The 19,966-nt window shown below is 62.7% G+C and carries 16 protein-coding genes; 9 read left to right on the forward strand and 7 right to left on the reverse strand.

Annotated features, from left to right (window positions below; translation table 11 throughout):
* Positions 1-10: 10 nt before the first annotated feature.
* Positions 11-1,570 carry a glycogen synthase GlgA gene (gene glgA, locus B2Y33_RS08355; protein ID WP_027916213.1) on the reverse strand — a complete coding sequence of 520 codons (1,560 nt, stop codon included), beginning with the start codon at positions 1,568-1,570 and terminating at the stop codon, positions 11-13.
* 662 nt (positions 1,571-2,232) lie between these two features.
* Between glgA and gnd the strand changes: the two genes are divergently transcribed.
* The 5 genes from gnd (at position 2,233) to B2Y33_RS08380 (ending at position 7,671) form a co-directional block, all read left to right on the forward strand.
* The gene (gene gnd, locus B2Y33_RS08360) at positions 2,233-3,216 is read left to right on the forward strand and encodes a phosphogluconate dehydrogenase (NAD(+)-dependent, decarboxylating) (RefSeq protein WP_027916212.1); all 984 of its coding nucleotides are present in this window, start codon (positions 2,233-2,235) and stop codon (positions 3,214-3,216) included.
* Positions 3,213-4,721 carry a glucose-6-phosphate dehydrogenase gene (gene zwf / locus B2Y33_RS08365; RefSeq protein WP_049695755.1) on the forward strand — a complete coding sequence of 503 codons (1,509 nt, stop codon included), beginning with the start codon at positions 3,213-3,215 and terminating at the stop codon, positions 4,719-4,721. Before gnd ends, zwf begins: the two co-directional genes overlap by 4 nt.
* Before the next feature lie 91 nt (positions 4,722-4,812).
* Positions 4,813-6,606: a glycoside hydrolase family 15 protein gene (locus B2Y33_RS08370; RefSeq protein ID WP_027916210.1), complete on the forward strand. Its 1,794-nt coding sequence runs from the start codon at positions 4,813-4,815 to the stop codon at positions 6,604-6,606.
* A gap of 88 nt (positions 6,607-6,694) precedes the next feature.
* The gene (locus B2Y33_RS08375) at positions 6,695-7,051 is read left to right on the forward strand and encodes a VOC family protein (RefSeq protein WP_027916209.1); all 357 of its coding nucleotides are present in this window, start codon (positions 6,695-6,697) and stop codon (positions 7,049-7,051) included.
* Positions 7,051-7,671, forward strand: coding sequence for a TetR/AcrR family transcriptional regulator (locus B2Y33_RS08380; protein WP_027916208.1), 621 nt, complete (start codon positions 7,051-7,053; stop codon positions 7,669-7,671). Before B2Y33_RS08375 ends, B2Y33_RS08380 begins: the two co-directional genes overlap by 1 nt.
* 200 nt (positions 7,672-7,871) lie before the next feature.
* On the opposite strand, the gene preA is transcribed toward B2Y33_RS08380, so the two are convergent.
* The 3 genes from preA to hydA form a co-directional block, all read right to left on the reverse strand.
* Complete coding sequence (gene preA / locus B2Y33_RS08385) at positions 7,872-9,146, reverse strand: NAD-dependent dihydropyrimidine dehydrogenase subunit PreA (protein ID WP_206405411.1); 1,275 nt, start codon at positions 9,144-9,146, stop codon at positions 7,872-7,874.
* A complete protein-coding gene (locus tag B2Y33_RS08390; protein ID WP_206405410.1) occupies positions 9,147-10,514 on the reverse strand; it encodes an NAD(P)-dependent oxidoreductase in 1,368 nt (455 codons plus the stop codon).
* Positions 10,515-10,653: 139 nt separating this feature from the next.
* A complete protein-coding gene (gene hydA, locus B2Y33_RS08395; protein ID WP_027916205.1) occupies positions 10,654-12,093 on the reverse strand; it encodes a dihydropyrimidinase in 1,440 nt (479 codons plus the stop codon).
* Positions 12,094-12,431: 338 nt separating this feature from the next.
* Here hydA and B2Y33_RS08400 point away from each other — a divergent pair, with 338 nt between their 5' ends.
* Both B2Y33_RS08400 and B2Y33_RS08405 read left to right on the forward strand, forming a co-directional pair.
* Positions 12,432-13,922, forward strand: coding sequence for an NCS1 family nucleobase:cation symporter-1 (locus tag B2Y33_RS08400; protein ID WP_027916204.1), 1,491 nt, complete (start codon positions 12,432-12,434; stop codon positions 13,920-13,922).
* A gap of 76 nt (positions 13,923-13,998) precedes the next feature.
* On the forward strand, positions 13,999-15,282 hold the full coding sequence (locus B2Y33_RS08405; protein WP_181073771.1) for a Zn-dependent hydrolase: 1,284 nt from the start codon (positions 13,999-14,001) through the stop codon (positions 15,280-15,282).
* Between the two features lie 342 nt (positions 15,283-15,624).
* On the opposite strand, the gene B2Y33_RS08410 is transcribed toward B2Y33_RS08405, so the two are convergent.
* Positions 15,625-16,584, reverse strand: coding sequence for an MBL fold metallo-hydrolase (locus B2Y33_RS08410; RefSeq protein ID WP_181073770.1), 960 nt, complete (start codon positions 16,582-16,584; stop codon positions 15,625-15,627).
* Positions 16,585-16,614: 30 nt separating this feature from the next.
* Positions 16,615-17,175: a lipocalin family protein gene (locus B2Y33_RS08415; protein ID WP_027916201.1), complete on the reverse strand. Its 561-nt coding sequence runs from the start codon at positions 17,173-17,175 to the stop codon at positions 16,615-16,617.
* Positions 17,176-17,355: 180 nt separating this feature from the next.
* Here B2Y33_RS08415 and B2Y33_RS08420 point away from each other — a divergent pair, with 180 nt between their 5' ends.
* Together B2Y33_RS08420 and nudC are read left to right on the forward strand one after the other, a co-directional pair.
* Positions 17,356-18,168, forward strand: a complete 813-nt coding sequence (locus B2Y33_RS08420; protein WP_027916200.1) for a crotonase/enoyl-CoA hydratase family protein — start codon at positions 17,356-17,358, stop codon at positions 18,166-18,168.
* A 35-nt stretch (positions 18,169-18,203) separates the two neighbouring features.
* Positions 18,204-19,037, forward strand: a complete 834-nt coding sequence (gene nudC / locus B2Y33_RS08425; protein ID WP_125922520.1) for an NAD(+) diphosphatase — start codon at positions 18,204-18,206, stop codon at positions 19,035-19,037.
* 59 nt (positions 19,038-19,096) lie between these two features.
* Here nudC and B2Y33_RS08430 read toward each other — a convergent pair whose 3' ends face one another.
* The gene (locus tag B2Y33_RS08430; RefSeq protein WP_027916198.1) at positions 19,097-19,876 is read right to left on the reverse strand and encodes a TSUP family transporter; all 780 of its coding nucleotides are present in this window, start codon (positions 19,874-19,876) and stop codon (positions 19,097-19,099) included.
* Positions 19,877-19,966 lie beyond the last annotated feature (90 nt).

A 19,966-nucleotide genomic window follows, 5' to 3' on the forward strand; every position in this document is an offset into this window, starting at 1 on the left:
CGACCTCTCTTCAGTAATGAGCCAATTGGGCTTGCTTGACCAGGTCTTCGTACAAGCGTGCGTAGGGTTCCACCGCTTGGCACCAGTTGAATGGCTGGGTCATGGACAGGCAACGCATGGCATTGAGCAGGTCTTTCTTCTGGTAGATGTAGAACGCCCGGCTGAGCGCCTCGCGGTAGCTTTCTACCGTCGACTCGTCGAACAGGAAACCTGTTACGCCGTTCTCGATGGTATCGGCCAGCCCGCCGGTCTTGCGTGCAACGGGCAGCGAGCCGAAGCGCTGAGCGTACATCTGGCTGAGGCCACATGGCTCGTAGCGCGAAGGCATCAGCAGGAAGTCGCTGCCAGCGAACATGCGGCGTGCGTCGGTTTCGTTGAAGCCGATGCGTACACCCACACGGCCGGGATGACGCAGGGCCAGTTCGCGCATGGCTTGCTCTTCTTCAGGCTCGCCACGACCAATGATTGCAATTTGGCCGCCTTGCTCGACGATGTACTCGGCAACGCCCAGGGTCAGGTCCAGCCCTTTCTGGTAGACCAGGCGCGAGACCACGGCGAACAGCGGGCCCTCGGAGGGGTCCAGCTGGAACAGCTCGCGCACTGCCTGTGCATTGCGCGCCTTGCCTTCCCAGTCGTTGATGCTGAAATTGTGCTGCAGGTGCTTGTCGGTCGCTGCATCCCAGCTTTCGTCGATGCCGTTCGGAATGCCGCCCAATAGCCCCTGTTGCGCCTTGCTGGCCAGGAAACCGTCCAGGCCGCAGCCGAATTCGGGGGTGGTGATTTCCTGGGCGTAGGTGGCACTGACCGTGGTGATATGGCTGGAGTAGGCCAGGCCAGCTTTCAGGAAGGAGAGCTTGCCGTAGAACTCCATGCCTTCCTGCTGCATGGCATGGTCGGGTATGGCCAGTTCCGGGCTGCAGCCACGGCTGTAGACACCCTGGTAGGCCAGGTTGTGAATGGTGAACAGGGTCGGGGTGCTCAAGCCGCGCCAGTGCATGTACGCAGGGGCCAGGCCCGCTGGCCAGTCATGGGCATGCACCATTTCCGGTTTCCAATGGATCATGCCTTCACCGGCTGCGATTTCTGCAGCCGCCAGGCCCAGGCGGGCGAAACGGATATGGTTGTCCGGCCAGTCGCGACCGTTTTCTGCTGCGTAAGGCGTGCCGGGACGCTGGTAGAGCTCTGGGCAGATCAACACGTAGATCACCAGCCCGTCGGGCAAGTCCATCCGGCCGATCTTGCAAGGGGGCAAGGCTGCATGGCCGCCCAGCTCACCGACGATGTGGATGGGGTTGTCGCTTTCCACCACCTGCGGGTAACCCGGGATCAGCACACGCACGTCGTGCAGGTGGGCAAGGGCGCGAGGCAACGCCGCGGAGACGTCGCCCAAACCACCGGTCTTCACCAGGTCAGCGATTTCCGAGGTGACGAAAAGGATCTTGCGTTTGTTCGGGTTGTTCTGGCGCTGGGCGCCAGGTGCCTTGCCTGTCTTGGCGAGCTCCGGGATGAGCGGTTCGCGGTGTTCCGATGTAAAGGTAGCTACTTGAGTCGCGACAGCGGCACTGATCATTCTTTCTCTCCGTCCCTAAGCTTGGCCGGGCACTGATAAACCGCGGCGGTCTTTCGTGTTGATTCTCTCTTTGCGAATTCTGCGTACTGCAATCCTTGCCCCCGAGTCGTGCGCACAGGCACAGCGCATTTGGCATTCCGGCCAAAAGGCGAGTGGACTGGTTGGGGTGGGCGGGCCGTGCGTGGGAATAACCCATTTCATCTGGCCTGCTTAGTTCCTGACCTGCCGGCTTTCCTTAAAGTTCGACTTTTTTTCCGTTGCTCTTCCAATGAGCAAATGGCGGGCCGGAACTTGAGTGTAGGCGAGAAATATTACAAATGTGACCGAACGGTCATTCCAGGCGGCCCCCGTGCTAGACGCAAACGTTGGCATCAACTCGCCGAGCACTCAGGGCGCTTTTATTGCACGCCGGCGAGAGGCGACGAGCGGCGCTGTGTGTATTGCTTTGCACCTTAACGGTGCGACCCGTGCTGTATGACGGGGCCTTGATTGATCGAGCGCTGTTAAATTGACTTGCGCACCCTGAATAGCAGATAGCGCGGCGTCTCGTCCCCAATAAACCAACATGAACATACCGCCCGTCGCTGAACCCTCATGCCGTCCACTGGACTAACCTGAAAGGCGAAACGTCGTCACTCATTCCAGAAGGGGAGCACCTGCTCATGCAATTGGGAATCGTCGGGCTGGGCCGCATGGGCGGCAACATCGCAAGGCGGCTTATGCTCGCTGGCCATCACACCGTGGTGCATGACCGCAACGCACAAGCCGTTACTGCTCTGGAGGGCGAAGGCAGCGTCGGGGCGGCTGACCTGGCTGCACTGGTCGAGAAACTCCAGGCGCCTCGTGCCGTCTGGGTCATGCTTCCCGCCGGGGCGCCTACCGAGCAGACCATTGCCCAGCTGGCTGACTTGCTGGAACCTGGCGATTCGATCATCGACGGTGGTAATACTTTCTACAAAGACGACATGCGCCGCGCCGCAGAACTGGCCCAGCGTGGGCTTCACTACCTGGATGTCGGTACCTCGGGCGGGGTATGGGGCCTGGAACGCGGTTACTGCATGATGATCGGCGGGGAAAAGGACGTGTTCGAACGTCTGGAGCCCCTGTTTGCAGCACTCGCACCCGGTGTCGGGGACATCCCGCGCACCCACGGACGCACCGGAGAACCACAGCGTGCCGAGCATGGCTATATCCATGCCGGCCCGCCGGGTGCCGGGCACTACGTGAAGATGGTGCACAACGGCATCGAATACGGCTTGATGCAGGCTTACGCCGAAGGCTTCGACCTGCTGCGCAGCAAAGGCGGTGACGAGCTGCCCGAGGACCAGCGCTTTGACCTGAACGTGGCCGAGATCGCCGAAGTGTGGCGTCGTGGCAGCGTGGTCACGTCCTGGCTGCTGGACCTGACCGCCGACGCGCTGGTGGCCGACCCTCAGTTGGCCCAGTTCAGCGGCTCGGTGTCGGACAGCGGGGAAGGGCGCTGGACCATCGACGCGGCCGTCGAGCAGGCAGTGCCAGTCCCGGTGCTGTCCAGTGCGCTGTTCGCGCGTTTCCGTTCGCGCCAGCAACAAGGCACGTATGGCGACAAGATTCTCTCGGCCATGCGCCTTGGGTTCGGTGGGCACGTTGAGAAGAAACCTGAATGAGCAAAAAACCGGCAACGCCCGCTGCTCCACCCTGCACCTTGTTCCTGTTCGGCGCCAATGGCGACCTGGTCAAGCGACTGCTGATGCCTGCGCTCTACAACCTCAGCCGTGATGGCCTGCTCGATCGGGACCTGCGCATCGTGGGTGTCGACCACAATGCTGTCAGCGCCGAGGAATTTGCTGAACGTTTGCATGCGTTCATGGCCGAGCGCGACAAAGGTGGCGAGGGTGCTCCAGCGAACCTGGACGAAAAGCTCTGGGCCAGCCTTGCCAAGCGCCTAGACTATCAGACCGGGGACTTTCTCGACGCGGCGACTTATGAGGCGATCGCCCAGCGCATCGACAAGACCAGCCATGGCAACGCCATTTTCTACCTGGCGACCTCCCCACGGTTCTTCCCCGAAGTGGCCAAGCGCCTCGGGGAAGCCGGGTTGCTGGACGAATCGGGCGGCGGGTTTCGCCGGGTGGTCATCGAGAAACCGTTCGGACACGACCTTGCCAGCGCCGAGGCGCTCAACGCCTGCCTGCTGAACGTGATGGGCGAGCGTCAGATTTACCGGATCGACCATTTCCTGGGCAAGGAAACCGTCCAGAACATCCTGGTCAGCCGTTTCTCCAACGGGCTGTTCGAGTCGTTCTGGAACAATCATTACATCGACCATGTGCAGATCACCGCCGCTGAAACCGTAGGGGTCGAAACCCGTGGTGCGTTCTATGACAGCACCGGTGCAATGCGCGACATGGTGCCCAATCATCTGTTCCAGCTGCTGGCGATGGTGGCCATGGAGCCGCCTGCAGCGTTTGCCGCCGACGCGGTTCGCGGGGAGAAAGCCAAGGTGATCGGCGCGATCCGCCCGTGGTCGACCAAGATGGCATTGAAGAACTCGGTTCGCGGCCAATATGTAGCCGGCACCCTGGGCGGGAAGCACGTGCCGGGTTACCGCCAGGAAAGCAAGGTGGAACCTGACAGCCAGACCGAAACGTTCGTGGCCATGAAGATCATGATCGACAACTGGCGCTGGGCCGGTGTGCCCTTTTACCTGCGCACCGGTAAGCGCATGAGCGTGCGCGATACGGAAATCGCCATCTGCTTCAAGCCGGCGCCGTATGCCCAGTTCCGAGAGTCCGCGTTGCAAAGGCCCAAGCCCAATTACCTGAAGATCCAGATCCAGCCCAACGAAGGCATGTGGTTCGACCTTCAGGCCAAGCGGCCAGGGCCGGAACTGGTGATGGAGAATGTCGAGCTGGGTTTCGCCTACAAAGACTTCTTCAAGATGACCCCGGCCACCGGTTACGAAACCTTGATCTACGACTGCCTGACAGGCGACCAGACGTTGTTTCAGCGTGCCGACAACATCGAGAACGGCTGGCGCGCCGTCCAGCCGTTTCTCGATGCCTGGGCCCAGGGCGGGGAAGTGCACGACTACGAGGCCGGCCAGGATGGCCCGGAGGCGGGCAACGAGCTGCTGGCCCGGGACAAGCGCGAGTGGCACCGGCTGGGTTGACGTTGCACCGTTTCGATCCGATCGCGTGGTGCCGGGCCTGTCCGCGAAAGCGGGTCCGGCACTACTGACGCACTGAATTCCAGGAGTATCGATGCCTGCCCATATTGAAGATTATGCCCTGCTGGGCAACTGCCGCAGTGCAGCCCTGGTTAGCAGCGACGGCTCGCTCGACTGGCTGTGCCTGCCGCGTTTCGATGCGCCAGCGGTATTCGCAGCCTTGCTGGGCAACGAGGAAAATGGCCGTTGGCGCCTGGCGCCCTCGGACCCTGTGACAGAGCGCACACGGCGCTACCTGGACGACACGCTGGTGCTTGAAACCGTCTGGGTCACGGCCTCGGGAAAGGCGCGGGTGCTGGATTTCATGCCCTTGGGTGACGAGAACGCGGTCGTGCGCATTGTCGAAGGGCTTTCGGGTCAGACCACGTTCGAAATGGACCTGGTGATGCGCTTTGACTACGGGCGCAGCGTCCCTTGGGTAGAGCGGCTCGACCCGCTGACCCTCAGCGCGGTAGCAGGCCCGGACCGCTTGATCCTGTCCTCGACCGTGGCCCCCCATGCTCGCGATCATCACACGGTGGCGCGTATGCGGGTAGGCGAGGGCGAGCGGCATGTGTTCAGCTTGCGTCATCACCCTTCGCACCTGGCGGTTCCCGCCGAACAGGACGTCGATGCCTGCCTCAAGGCCACCGTGGATCAGTGGCAGGCCTTTGCAGCCAAGTGCCCGGACGTGGGACCGTACACGGCCTTGGTCCGCCGCTCGCTGCTGGTGCTCAAGGCCATGACCTATGCGCCCACGGGCGGGATCGTGGCGGCGGTGACGACCTCGCTACCCGAGCGCGTGGGCGGTGAGCGTAACTGGGACTACCGCTTCTGCTGGCTGCGCGATGCCACCATGACCTTGCTGGCCTTCATGAACCTGGGGTACTTCGAAGAAGCCCAGGCCTGGCGTGAATGGCTGCTGCGTTCGGTGGCGGGCAACCCGGAGCAGATGCAGATCATGTACGGCCTGGCCGGTGAGCGTGACCTTCAGGAGTACACGTTGCCCTGGCTGGCCGGTTACGAGCACTCCCAGCCTGTGCGGGTGGGCAACGCAGCCGCCGCGCAAACACAGCTGGATATCTATGGTGAACTGGCCGACGCCATGAGCCAGGCAATCCGTGGTGGCCTGCCCAGGCATCCGCGCAGTGCCGCGATCAGCCGGGTGATCATGCCGTACCTGGAAAGCATCTGGCGTGAGCCTGATGAAGGCATCTGGGAAGTACGCGGTGGTCGGCAGCACTTCGTACACTCCAAGGTCATGGCCTGGGTGGCGTTCGACCGCGCTGCGGGGCTTGCCGAAACCACCGAGGAGGACCGTGAACGCGGCCTTCACTACCGGCAGGTCGCTGATCAGATCCACCGGGAAGTGTGCGAGCAGGGGCTCGATGCTCAGGGCCAGCACTTCGTGCAGGCCTACGGCTCTTGCGAGATGGATGCCAGCCTGCTGCACATCGCGTTGACCGGCTTCTTGCCGGCCCACGACCCGCGGTTTCTGCGAACCTTGGCCCAGATCGAAAAGCGCCTGTTGCACAACGGCCTGTTGCTGCGCTACGACACCGACAGCTGCACCGATGGCCTGACGGCAGGCGAGGGGACATTCCTGGTGTGCTCCTTCTGGCTGGCCGACGTGTACGTGCTGCTGGGACGCCAGGCCGAAGCGCACGCGCTGTATCAACGGCTGACCGAGCTGTGCAACGATGTGGGCCTGCTGGCCGAGCAGTACGATCCGGTAGGCAAGCGCATGCTGGGTAACTTCCCGCAGGCGTTCAGCCATATCGGCATCATCAATACCGCGCTCAACCTGCACCGTGCGCAATGCCCTGCGCGCGTGCGCGCCAGCGCCTGAAGCCTGGTAGCCGGCGCTTGCGCCGGCTCATGGTTTCGCTACGCAAGCGGAGTAGACTACGGAACATTTCCGAGAGCACGGAGCGTTCATGGGTATTCGCGGTAGGGATCGTCAGATCGACAACATCGAGTTCAACGTCAGCGACATCGCGCGCAGCAAAGCATTCTACGCAGCGGTGTTCGGCTGGAAGTTCACCGATTACGGGCCAGCCTACACCGAGTTCAGCGACGGCCGGCTGACGGGTGGTTTCACTACAGGTGAGCCCGTGCGGCCAGGAGGGCCTCTGGTCATTCTCTATGCAGATGACTTGCAGGTCACCCAGCGACGGGTGCAAGCAGCGGGCGGCACCGTCAGCAGGGCAGTGTTCGCGTTTCCGGGCGGTCGCCGTTTTCATTTCACCGATCCGGATGGGTTCGAGTTGGCCGTGTGGACGGCCGACGCCTGATGGCCAACCACAAGATTGAAATCCGTCGTCGCAACGTCGAAAAGATTCTGCAGGCTGCCGAACGCGTATTCGCCGAGAAGGGCTTCGCTGCCACTTCCATGGGCGATATCGCCGAACAGGCGCAGCTGCCGCGCTCGAATCTTCACTACTACTTCAAGACCAAGGACGACCTGTTTCGAGCGGTGCTGCAGGACTTGCTCGAAGTCTGGAAGCAAGACGCGTTGAGCTTCGAGCACTTCGATGACCCTCGCGTCGTGCTGACCAGTTATATCCGCGCGAAGATGGCACACTCCCGTTCACGGCCGCTGGGCTCGAAAATCTGGGCCGAGGAGATGCTGCACGGTGCGCCGGTGCTCAAAGCGGACCTGGATGAGAGCCTGGTGCCCTGGGCCAGGCTAAAGGAGGCGAAGATCCGCCGCTGGGTGGAGGAGGGGCGCATTCTGCCGGTGCAGCCGTCGGCGCTGCTGTACATGATATGGGCATCGACCCAGCATTATGCCGACTTCGGTTACCAGGTGGCCTTGCTCAACGAAGGCGAGCCGCTGTCCGACCGAGACTTCGAAAACGCTGTGCAGACGGTCACCCGTGTAATCCTGCGAGGTATTGGGTTAGAGCCTTGAGGCGTCAGACGGCTGTTGACTGCCACCGGCAGAGGGCGTGCAGCGGTCCCGGCGCACGATGATGCAGGAGTATAGACCCTGGGGCCGCTGGGCGGCCCCAGGATTTGAGCCGTGAATCATAAACATCAGGGCCCATGTGCGCCCCACCGCGACGGATCCGGCGTCTGGCGAAACCGCGCCTGCATCCACACTCCCTACCCTCAACCAACCTCCCGATACGGGTTGCGCGGGTCCTGCGTCCAGTTCAGGTACGGCTTGCCGGTGTCTTGTGCCACCATCTCGATGCAGTCTTCAACGGGACAGGTGATCTGGCATAGATTGCAGCCTACGCATTCCTCTTCGATCACGCTGTAGGCATGGGTACCGTCGGCCTTCACCGTACTGGCGATGGCCTGGTGGGAGGTATCCTCGCAGGCGATATGACACCGGCCGCAACCAATGCAAGCGTGCTGATCGATGTGCGCAATGGACTGGTAGTTGAGGTCCAGGTACTTCCAGTCAGTGGTGTGACCGACCGCCTGGCCTCTGAAGTCTTCAAGACGGGCATGCCCATGCTGGTCCATCCAACGTGCAAGGCCGTCCTTCATGTCCTCGACGATGCGAAAGCCATGCAGCATGGCGGCGGTGCAGACTTGAACCGCGCCGCTGCCCAGAGCCACGAACTCGGCAGCATCACGCCAATTGCCGATACCGCCAATCCCGCAGATCGGCAAGCCCTGGGTGGCGGGGTCGCGGGCGATCTCCGCAACCATGTTCAGGGCGATGGGTTTGACGGCGGAGCCGCAGTAACCGCCGTGCGTGCTTTGGTCGCCGACAATTGGGTGGGCCACCATGCGGTCCAGGTCCACGCTGGTGATGGAGTTGATGGTGTTGATCAGCGATACCGCATCAGCGCCGCCTCGATGCGCTGCTCGAGCCGACTGGCGAATGTCGGTGATGTTGGGGGTGAGCTTTACGATCACCGGCAGTGAGCAGTGGGTCTTGCACCAGCGGGTGACCATCTCCACATACTCAGGCACCTGGCCCACCGCCGCCCCCATGCCCCGCTCGGGCATCCCGTGGGGGCAGCCGAAGTTCAGTTCGATTCCATCGGCCCCTGTGGCTTCTACCAGTGGCAGGATGAATTTCCACGATGCCTCCTCGCACGGCACCATCAGCGACACGATCAGTGCACGGTCCGGCCAGTCCTTCTTGACCTGAGTGATCTCCCGCAGGTTGATTTCCAGTGATCGATCGGTGATCAACTCGATGTTGTTGATGCCCTGAACCAGGCGATTGGCGCCGAAGTGCGCCGAATATCGCGATGACACGTTCACCGCTGCTGGGTCTTCCCCCAGTGTTTTCCAGACCACGCCACCCCAACCCGCTTCGAAGGCGCGTACCACGTTGTAGGCCTTGTCGGTGGGCGGGGCCGAGGCCAGCCAGAAGGGATTGGGGGCGCGAATGCCGGCGAAGACGATAGACAAGTCAGCCATTTAGGCGGCCTCCACGTTGAGCATGAGTTGGGCATGGATGGCCTGGGCAGCTACCTTGCCATGTTGTACGGCCTGCACGGTGAGGTCCTGGCCCAGGGCGGTGCAGTCACCGCCGGCATACACGCCCGGTAGGCTGGTCTGCATGCACGCATCGACGCGAATGCGCTCGCCGTCGCGCGCCAGCTGCGCGGCGACCGGGTCCCCCACGCTTTGGTCTTCGAAGCGCTGCCCGATGGCCTTGAAGATCGCGTCGGCAGCCAGTTCGAAGGTTTCTCCAGTGTCGCCCAGGCGACCGTCTACCATTGCGGTGCGAGCGAAGCGCATGCCGCGTACCTTGCCATCGTCGCTCAGCAGTACGGCGTCGGGGCGCGCCCAGGTATGCAGACGCACCTGGTTGGCCTTGGCGATGGCTTGCTCGTGGCCCGTGGCGCCCATGTCGGACGCCCCACGGCGATACACCAGGTTGACGTCGCGCGCCCCCAGTCGGCTCATCTGCACGGCCATGTCGATCGCCGTGTTTCCGGCGCCGATCACCAGGCAACGGTCGGCCAAGGGCAACCGACTCAGGTCATCGGCCTGGCGCAGTTCGCGGATGTAGTCGGTGGCAGCCAGCACGCCAGGTGCCTGTTCATCGGGCAGGCCCAGTTGCCGCACGGCACTGAGCCCAAGGCCGAGAAAGACGGCATCGTACTGATCCCGCAGGTCACCGAGCCCCAGGTCACTGCCCAGGCGCTGGCCATAGCGGATCTCGATGCCCCCGATGCCCAGCAAAAACGCCACTTCACGTTGGGCAAAATCATCAACCAACTTATAGCGGGCGATACCGTACTCGTTCAGGCCACCCGGTTTCTCACTGGCTTCGAAGACGACCACATCGTGCCCGTGCATGGCCAGACGATGTGCACAAGACAAGCCCGCCGGGCCGGCGCCGACTACTGCGATGCGCTTGCCGGTAGCCGGGGAGCGCTGGAAGGGGTGTTCGCTGAACTGGGCGTTATCCAAGGCATAGCGTTGCAATTGGCCAATCAGCACCGGCGCGCATTCCTGCGCGTTGTTGCGCACGCAGGCCTGTTCGCAGAGGATTTCGGTGGGGCAGACACGGGCACAACTGCCACCGAGGATGTTGGCCGACAGGATCCGTTCAGCAGCGCCTTGCAGGTTGTCATCACTGATGCGGCGGATGAAGGACGGAATGTCGATGTCGCTGGGGCAGGCATTGATACACGGAGCATCGTAGCAGTACAGGCAGCGCGCGCTCTCCACGGCGGCCTGGCGCGCGGTCAGGGGTGGGACCAGGTCGCTGAAATGCTCGGCCAACTGGTCGCTGCCGGCCCTTGGGCGGGGCAAATGGTTCAGTGCGTCTATCACGGTGGTAGCCTCTCTTTCTTGTCGTGGGCTTGAAAAGTGGGGCGCGGGCAGCCCCGATCACCGGCACGCCGGCCCCCGCGCACGGTGTCGGCCTGAGGGGTCGGTGTTGCAGTGAAAGCCGGTCGATCAGTGTCAGCGGCTAGCGGGGCACGGGGGTGGCCCGGTGGTGTTCTGCCCGACGCTCGAGCAGTTCGTACACCGAAGGGTAGGCCGGGCGTTCGACATACCGTCCGGCACCGACTTCGGCGCGCAAGTCACCGTCGGCCCACACCACCTTGCCCTGGCTGATGGTGTGGCTGGGCACGCCGCGCACGGTACGGCCTTCGAAGATGTTGAAGTCCACCTGCTGGTGATGGGTCTTGGCCGAGAGGGTGCGCGTGCCCTGTGGGTCCCACAGCACCAGGTCGGCGTCGGCCCCGACACGAATGGCGCCTTTGCGTGGAAAGAGGTTGAAGATCTTCGCCGTGTTGGTAGAGGTAACGGCGACGAATTCGTGCATGGAGAGGCGACCTGTGTTCACACCGGCATCCCACAGTACCGCCATGCGGTCCTCGATACCGGCCGTGCCATTGGGAATGCGGCTGAAATTGTCGCGTCCCATGGCCTTTTGCTCGGCGCAGAAACAGCAGTGGTCGGTGGCGGTGGTGTGCAGATTGCCCGACTGCAGGCCGCGCCACAGCGCCTCCTGGTGTTCACGCGGTCGGAACGGCGGGCTCATTACATAGCCCGCTGCCGTGGCCCAGTCCGGGTCGCGGTAGACGCTGTCGTCCAGCAGCAGATGGCCAGGCAAGACCTCGCCGTATACCGGCTGCCCCTTGCCGCGAGCGTAGGCGATCTCATCCAGCGCCTCGCGGCTGGAGACATGCACCAGGTACAACGGCGTACCGAGGGTTTCGGCAATACGGATAGCGCGGCTGGCCGCTTCGCCTTCAACCTGGGGTGGACGTGACAACGGGTGCGCCTCGGGCCCTGTCATGCCCTGGGCCAGCAACTTGCGTTGCAGATGATCCACCAGCTCGCCGTTCTCGGCGTGCACCGTGGGCACGGCGCCCAGTTGCAGGCAACGCTCGAAGCTGGCGACCAGGGTGTCGTCAGCGGCCATGATGGCGTTCTTGTAGGCCATGAAGTGCTTGAAACTGTTCACCCCATGGTGGGCCACCAGCTCACCCATCTCCTCGGCCACTTGGTCGCTCCACCACGTGATGGCCACGTGAAAGCCGTAATCGCTGGCGCTCTTTTCTGCCCAACCGCGCCAAGTGTGAAACGCCTCCATCAGCGACTGCTGGGGATTGGGGATCACGAAATCGATGATAGAGGTGGTTCCGCCTGCCAGCCCGGCGGCGGTGCCGCTGAAAAAGTCCTCGCTGGCTACCGTGCCCATGAACGGCAACTGCATGTGGGTATGCGGGTCGATCCCGCCGGGCATCAGGTACTGGCCGCTGCCATCGAGCACATTGCAACCGACGGGTGGGTCGATGTCCTGGCCAATGGCCTGGATCAGGCCGTTCGCACACAGGACATCGGCGCTGAAGCTTTCTTCGTGGGTGACCACGGTGGCGCCACGGATCAACAGAGACATGCCGTTTTTCCTCGCAGGCTGACCGGTCTGTGCCGGTTCTTGAAATTGTGCAGGTCAGGCGGGCAGCTAGATCCTGTCAGCGCTGACAAGATTCGAGGCTAGATGCAGATTCTGGATTCGGCAAGAAATAAATCCCACGAATTTTGTGGTTTTTAACTTACTGATTAATAAAGAAATTAAATTACGAATGGCTCTAGCACAGGCGTTTCGCAAGAGATTGACTAACTTGACAAGATTGAAATTTGGTCGAAATTTCTACCCACATTCTGCGTGTGTACTCCGGCCATCGACTCGCCCCGATGAGCGAACAAATACAACAACATTCTGGAGAAGGCCCCATGCAACAGAGCAGATCGCACGAGGTTGAACGCAACGGCCTGGTAGAGCTGTGCGAAGGCCCCGACGTGCTTGACAGCCCGCGCTACAACCCCGACATCGCCCCCACCAAGGTGCATCAGCGCACCTGGAACAGGTGGCACATCACCGCCCTGTGGGTGGGCATGTCCATCTGCGTGCCTACCTACACCCTGGGCGGCGTGCTCACGGCGTATTTCGGTCTGAGCGTGGGTGAAGCGTTGCTGGCCATCTTGCTGGCCAACCTCATCGTGCTGATTCCACTGACGCTCAATGCCTTTCCCGGCACCAAGTACGGCATTCCATTCCCGGTGCTGCTGCGTGCATCCTTCGGCATTCTGGGTTCCAACGTACCGTGCCTGGTGCGGGCCGTGGTCGCCTGCGGCTGGTTCGGGATCCAGACGCTGTTCGGCGGGCTGGCGATTCATCTGTTCCTGGGCTCGGTATTCGAGGGCTGGAAGGCCCTGGGCGGCACCGGCGAGGTGATCGGCTTCATGATCTTCTGGTGCCTGAACCTATGGGTGGTGCTGCGCGGTGCAGAATCGATCAAGTGGCTGGAAACCTTGTCAGCGCCTTTGCTGGTATCGGTGGGTGTCGGGCTGCTGGTGTGGGCGCTGCCGCACATGTCCATGACCGAACTGTTGGCCCAGCCACCGAAGCGTCCTCAAGGGGCCAGCGTGGTGGGTTATTTCTGCGCAGGGCTCACTGCCATGGTGGGCTTCTGGGCCACCCTGTCGCTGAACATCCCGGACTTCAGTCGTTATGCCCGCAGCCAGAAGGACCAGATTCTGGGGCAGATATTCGGCTTGCCCCTGACCATGTTCCTGTTTGCCTCGCTGGGTGTGGTGTTGACGGCGGCCTCGGCCTCATTGGTGGGCGAGACCGTTTCCGACCCGGTGACGCTGATCGGCAAGATTCAGAGCCCCTTCTGGGTAGCATTGGCCATGGCCCTGATCGTGATCGCTACCTTGTCCACCAACACGGCGGCCAACATCGTCTCGCCCACCAACGATTTCCAGAACATTGCACCGCGCCTGATCGGGCGCAGCCGGGCGGTGTGGCTGACCGGTTTCATCGGACTGGCGCTGATGGGCCACGAGCTTCTCAAGAAGCTGGGCTGGATCGTTTCCGACATCAGCCTTGAAAGCGTCTATTCCAACTGGTTGCTGGGGTATTCCAGCCTGCTCGGTCCCATTGCAGGGATCATGGTGGTGGATTACTTCCTGGTACGGCGTCAGCACCTGGATCTGGCCGGGCTGTATCGTGATGACGTCTATCCTGCGTGGCACTGGCCGGGCTTCGCGGCCTTTGCGCTGCCGGTGGCGCTCACGGTGCTGGCCATTGGCAACAGTCACTTCAGTTGGTTCTACGACTATGGCTGGTTCACCGGCTCGCTGCTCGGGGCTGGCTTGTACTACGTCTTCGCTGCCATGGCCGCCCCTAGCCCGACGCGCATGGCCAAGCCTTTGCCTTGAATACCTGCTCGTCGCAGTGCGGGCAGGCCCGCGCCGTGGCTTACACATCCGACAAGAAAAGCCTGAGGAGAGACCTATGACCCGCGCTCAAGACGTTCTTCAATCGACTGCCCGTCATGTCGATAGCGCACGCCTGTGGCAATCGCTCATGGACCTGGCGCACCTGGGCGCCACGCCCAAGGGTGGCGTATGCCGACTGGCCCTGACCGACCTGGATCGCCAGGCCCGCGACCTATTCGTGCAGTGGTGCGAAGCGGCAGGGTGCACGGTGACGGTCGACGGGGTGGGCAATCTGTTCGCCCGCCGGCCAGGGCGCGATGCCGCACTGCCTCCGGTAATGACGGGCAGTCACATCGACACCCAGCCCACCGGTGGCAAGTTCGATGGCTGCTACGGGGTCATGGCCGGGTTGGAGGTCATCCGCACCCTCAACGACCTGGGCGTGGAAACTGAGGCCCCACTGGAGGTGGTGGTGTGGACCAACGAGGAAGGCTCACGCTTTGCACCGTGCATGATGGGCTCGGGCGTCTTTGCCGGCAAGTTCAGTCTCGAGCAGACGCTGGCTAAACGCGATGCGCAGGGGATTAGTGTGGGCGAGGCGCTGAATGAAATCGGCTACGCCGGCAGCCGCGCGGTGACGGGCCATCCGGTGGGCGCGTATTTCGAGGCCCACATCGAACAAGGCCCGATCCTGGAAGACCAGGCCAAGACCATCGGCGTGGTGCTAGGCGCCCTGGGCCAGAAATGGTTCGACCTGACCTTGCGTGGGGTGGAGGCCCATGCTGGCCCAACGCCCATGCACCTGCGCAAGGATGCCTTGGTCGGCGCCGCTGCCGTGGTCGAGGCTGTCAACCGCGCCGCCTTAGGTCACCAGCCGCACGCCTGCGGCACGGTGGGCTGCCTGCAAGCTTATCCTGGCTCGCGCAACGTGATTCCAGGTGAAGTGCGCATGACCCTCGATCTGCGTCACCTCGAAGGAGACCGGCTTGAGGGAATGATTGCCGAGGTTCGCAGTGTGATTGAACAGACCTGCGAGCGGCATGGGCTGACGTATGAGCTGGTGCCGACCGCAGATTTCCCGGCCTTGTATTTCGACGACGTTTGCGTGAGTGCGGTACGTGAGTCAGCCCAGGCGCTGGGGTTGCCGCACATGGATATCGTCAGCGGGGCAGGGCACGACGCGATCTTCCTGGCTGAACTTGGGCCGGCTGGCATGGTTTTCGTGCCGTGCGAAAACGGCATCAGCCACAACGAAATCGAGAACGCCACGCCTGAGGATCTAGCGGCAGGGTGTGCCGTGTTGCTGCGCGCCATGTTGGCAGCGTCCGAGGCGGTGGCCAAGGGGCGTTTGGCGGCTTAGTTTCGGGGCTGTTCATGCTGTCGTGGACGCTGTGGGCGCTACAGTGGTCTGGTTGATGGGAGCTGCGGGGATGAAACTGTGGGCAGTGCGATGGTTTCAGCTTCGCAGTTTACATTGCCGGGTCCGCTGCGCGGCCTATCGCGGCCGGTCCGGCGCCCCAGCAAGGCTGCTCACGGCTAGCGGTACTTGCTGAAATGTGAGGACTACGCAGATCCATTGTGGGAGCAACTGTCTTGCATATGCCGCGATGGACCGCGCAGCGGACCTCACAATCTATGACTCACCCTGGACATCCAAGGCTGTTCATACCCTGCCAATACCACCCAGATACACGCTGTCCGCTCAATCGACAGGCAACAACACACCCTCACGCCCCAAATGATACCGCTGAAGATCCACGGCTAACGTGAGGTTGCCAGCATAATGCAGGGCAGCCTCCTGCCTTACGTCATCGATCGAAGGGCTGCGCCGATTGTCAGCCTGGTAGCGCGCACTGAAGTGCGTCAGCACCAGGTTACGCACCCCGGCGGCTTGGGCAAAGCGAGCCACTGCCGCCGCAGTACTGTGGCCATAGGTCACGCCAGATCTTTCCACCGCAGGTTGCGTAAAGGTCGCTTCGTGCACCAGCACATCGGCACCTGCCGCAGCCTCGGCCAACAGCTCGGGCGTGTCGTTGTCGCCGCAAACAATGATGCGGCGGGCAGCTCGACCAGGCTGCAGGTAGTCCGCCGCTTGCAGCTCACGGCCTTGGTGACTCACCGCCAGGCCTTTTGCTAGCGTCCCCCACAATGGCCCGCGAGGGACACCTTCGGCGTCAAGGCGCACGCTGTCCAGCCGTGGCTCGGGGCAACGCTCCTCGAAGAGGTAGCCCACGCTGGGCACGCGGTGTGACAAAGTAACGGTGCTCACCGTGACGGCTGCGTTGTGCCAGCCATTGAAATCTTCGACGGGCAACAGCCGCAGATCGAAGGACAGATGACTGTCGGTCACCGCCAGGCTGATGCGCAACCACTCGTGCAAGGCCCGGGGCAACACCACATTCAAGGGTTGGCGCCGCCCGTTCATGCTCGCACTGGCCAGCAGGCCGGGCAAACCCAGGCAGTGGTCGCCGTGTACGTGAGTGATGAAAATGCCGCCCAGGTCCTGAGTCGACAGCGGTGTGTGCAACAGGCGATGCTGGGTGCCCTCACCGCAGTCGATCAAGTACCAGCGTTTGCCCGTGGCCTCCAGCAGCGCCGTCGCGCTGACGTTGCGGGCCTTGGTCGGGGCACCGGCGCTGGTGCCCAGAAACAGCAGGTCCATGTCTACTCCTTGTCATGCGCCATCAAAGTCTTACTCCACGCCCGTGCTGTCAGCCTGGCGCCAGACCAGTTTGCTGGTGTCATAGCCTTGCTCGCGCGCGATGTCCAGCAGCTGGTCACGGGTCTTGTCTGGAATGGCCGGGGTGCGGGACAGCAGCCACAGGTACTCGCGGTTAGGATGGCCGACCAGCGCTACGCGGTAGTCCTTGTCGTGGTAGAGCACCCAGTACTCGCCCTTGGTCAGGTCAGGCGCCAGGCGGCTGAACCAGTTGTCGAAGCGTACCCAGAGCTTGTCGGTGCTGCCCGGCTGCTGAGCTTCGGCGATGCCCTTGGCTTCGTTCCACTGCCCGTCCTTCTCCATGCAGCGGTTGGTTACATCGATGCGGCCATCGGTGCGCAGGGCATAGTGAGCTTCGGACTGCACACAGTTGCGCTGGAAGAACATCGGCAGCCGTGCCAGCTCGTACCAGGTGCCCTGATAGCGTTGCAGGTCGACCTGCTGCGTGCGTGGTGGGGCAGGGTGATCGTTGCCGGCGCAGCCAACCAGGGCAAGGGCCATGCAGGAAAGCATCAATGCCTTGCGTATCGCCATTGTGTTTCTCCTGAGAGTGAGTGCTTACACAGGTTCGATGCCAGCCTCGGGCAAAAGTTGTACGCGCGTTGCTTGGCCTGAGCCGTCCGCCTATTCCCGCAGTCCCGCTTTTGGCAGACGCACGGCAACCGGGCTGCGCTACCATCGCTGTCATTGCCAGAGCCCACAGGAGTGTCGCCCGTGACCCAATACAGCGCGTTCAAGGTAGAGCTGAACGAAAACATTGCCCACGTTCAAATCAACCGCCCGGAAAAACTCAACGCCATGAATGCCGCGTTCTGGGAGGAAATCATCGAGATCTTCCAGTGGGTGGACGACACCGACGCGGTCCGGGCCGTGGTCATCAGCGGTGCTGGCAAGCACTTTTCGGCCGGCATCGACCTGGCCATGCTGGCGTCGGTCGCTGGGCAGATGGGCAAGGACCCTGCGCGCAACGCCCGCACGCTGCGCAAGACCATCCTTGCCCTGCAAGCCTCGTTCAACGCCGTCGACCGCTGCCGCAAGCCAGTGCTGGCGGCAGTACAGGGCTACTGCATCGGCGGAGCCATCGACCTGCTGTCAGCCTGCGACATGCGCTATTGCAGCGGTGACGCGCAGTTCTCCATCAAGGAAATCGACATGGGCATGGCCGCGGACGTCGGCACATTGCAGCGTTTGCCACGCATCATCAACGACGGCATCATGCGAGAACTGGCCTACACCGGACGTACCGTCGAGGCCGAGGAGGCGCTGCGCATCGGCCTGGTGAACCGGGTCTACGATGATCAAGCCGCCTTGCTCGAGGGTGTGTTCGCCATTGCCCGGGACATCGCAGCCAAATCACCGATCGCCGTGGCCGGTACCAAGCACATGCTGAGCTACATGCGCGATCACCGCATCGACGACGGCCTCGAGTACATCGCCACCTGGAACGCGGCGATGTTGCAGTCCGAAGACATGCGCCTGGCCATGGCCGCGCACATGAACAAACACAAACCGTCGTTCGCCGACTGACAGAGTCGACGGGCGCACCTTACAGGAATGCCCTTATGTCAGCACGCTGGACGACCGCAGTACTCGACCCGCAAACGCCCGCCGGCTTGGCCGTGGCCCACAGCCCGGAGGGCTTTCTGGTCGGGGAAGAGGGCGCGTTGTTCCCGCGCGACTGGCTCAAGGGCCAGGGGCTGGATGTGCTGTGCGAGCACGGCATCGGTCACTTCGATGGCCAGCCGGTATTTCTGCTTGAGCTGGCCAGTGCCGGCCAGGTACCCGGTTGCAGCTGGCGGGGCCTGCGCACGTTCATGCTCGAAGGGGATGCCGAGACATACACGATCCTGGGTTACGCCGCGCAGATCGGCACCTGGGCGCGCGAGCACCGGTTCTGTGGCAGTTGCGGTCAGCCCATGACGCAAATTCGCGGGGAGCGGGCCATGCACTGCAGGGCCTGCGACCTGCGCAGCTACCCGCGCATCTCGCCCAGCATGATCGTGTTGATCACACGAGGCGACGAGATCCTGCTGGCGCGCTCGCCGCGCTTCGTGGCAGGCGTGTACAGCACCCTGGCGGGTTTCGCCGAACCCGGCGAGTCGGCCGAAGACTGCCTGGTGCGCGAAGTGCGCGAAGAAGTGGCGCTGGAGGTCAAGAACATCCAGTACGTGGGTAGCCAGTGCTGGCCCTTCCCGCACTCGATGATGCTGGGCTTTCATGCCGAATACGCCGGGGGCGCCATCGTCATGCAGCCGGATGAAATCGAGGATGCCCGCTGGTTCAATGTGCACGATCTACCGCCGCTGCCGGCTGGACGGTCGATTGCCCGTTACCTGATCGACCTGTACGTAGCCCGCCGATTGGGCCGTGCCGACCCTGCGTTCCCCGGGCAGTGACCGATCAGGCTCGCTCCAGGTCGAGACCCCAGTCCCTTACGCGTGCAGTTCCTGGCTGATCACGCCTGGCCAAACCAGTGCTGCCAGGCCAGGCGCACGGTCAGGGCCAGCACCACGGTGATGAATACGGGACGGATGAACTTGCTACCGCCGCTGATCGCCGTCCGGGCGCCAAAGAAGGCGCCGACCATGACCGACAGGCCCATGCACAGGCCGACGATGTAATCCACCTGCCCGGAAATCACGAACACCGTCAGGGCTGCGATGTTGCTGACGAAGTTCATGCTGCGGGCCACGCCACTGGCGCGGACAAGGTCGATGGGGTAAAGCAGCAGGGTGCTGACCGTCCAGAAAGCACCTGTACCCGGCCCAGCCACGCCGTCATAGAAACCCAAGGTCAGGCCTTGCGGCAGCTGCCACTTCTTGCGAATCGGGGCATCGGCGTCCAGTGGCGCCTTTGGCGTGCCGCCGAACAACAGGTACAGGCCGCAGGCGAACACGATCACCGGCAGCATCTTGTTCAGCCACTCGGCAGGCATGTAGTGCGCAACGACCGCCCCTAGCAGGGCCCCGGCCAAGGTGCCAAACAGGGCCCGACGCCACTGAGCCGGGTGAAAGAGCTTGCGCCTGTAGTAGGTGAGGCTGGCCGTGGCCGAGCCGAACGTGGAGCTGAGCTTGTTGGTGCCCAGTACCAGGTGAGGCGGCATGCCGGCTGTCAGCAGGGCGGGGGTGGTCAGCAGGCCGCCGCCGCCAGCGATGGCATCGATGAAACCGGCGACGAAAGCGACCCCTGCCAGGATGAGCAGGGTCAAGGGTTCTACGGTAAGTTCGAAGGGCATGGGAATCTGGCAGGCAATGAGACGGTATGCGACAAAACGCCGCGTGATAAGCCGGACATGTTAATACCCCGACCGCGCAAGTGCCAACGC

Source organism: Pseudomonas sp. UBA5666 (assembly GCF_002420785.1).
GTDB classification, from domain to species: domain Bacteria; phylum Pseudomonadota; class Gammaproteobacteria; order Pseudomonadales; family Pseudomonadaceae; genus Aquipseudomonas; species Aquipseudomonas fulva.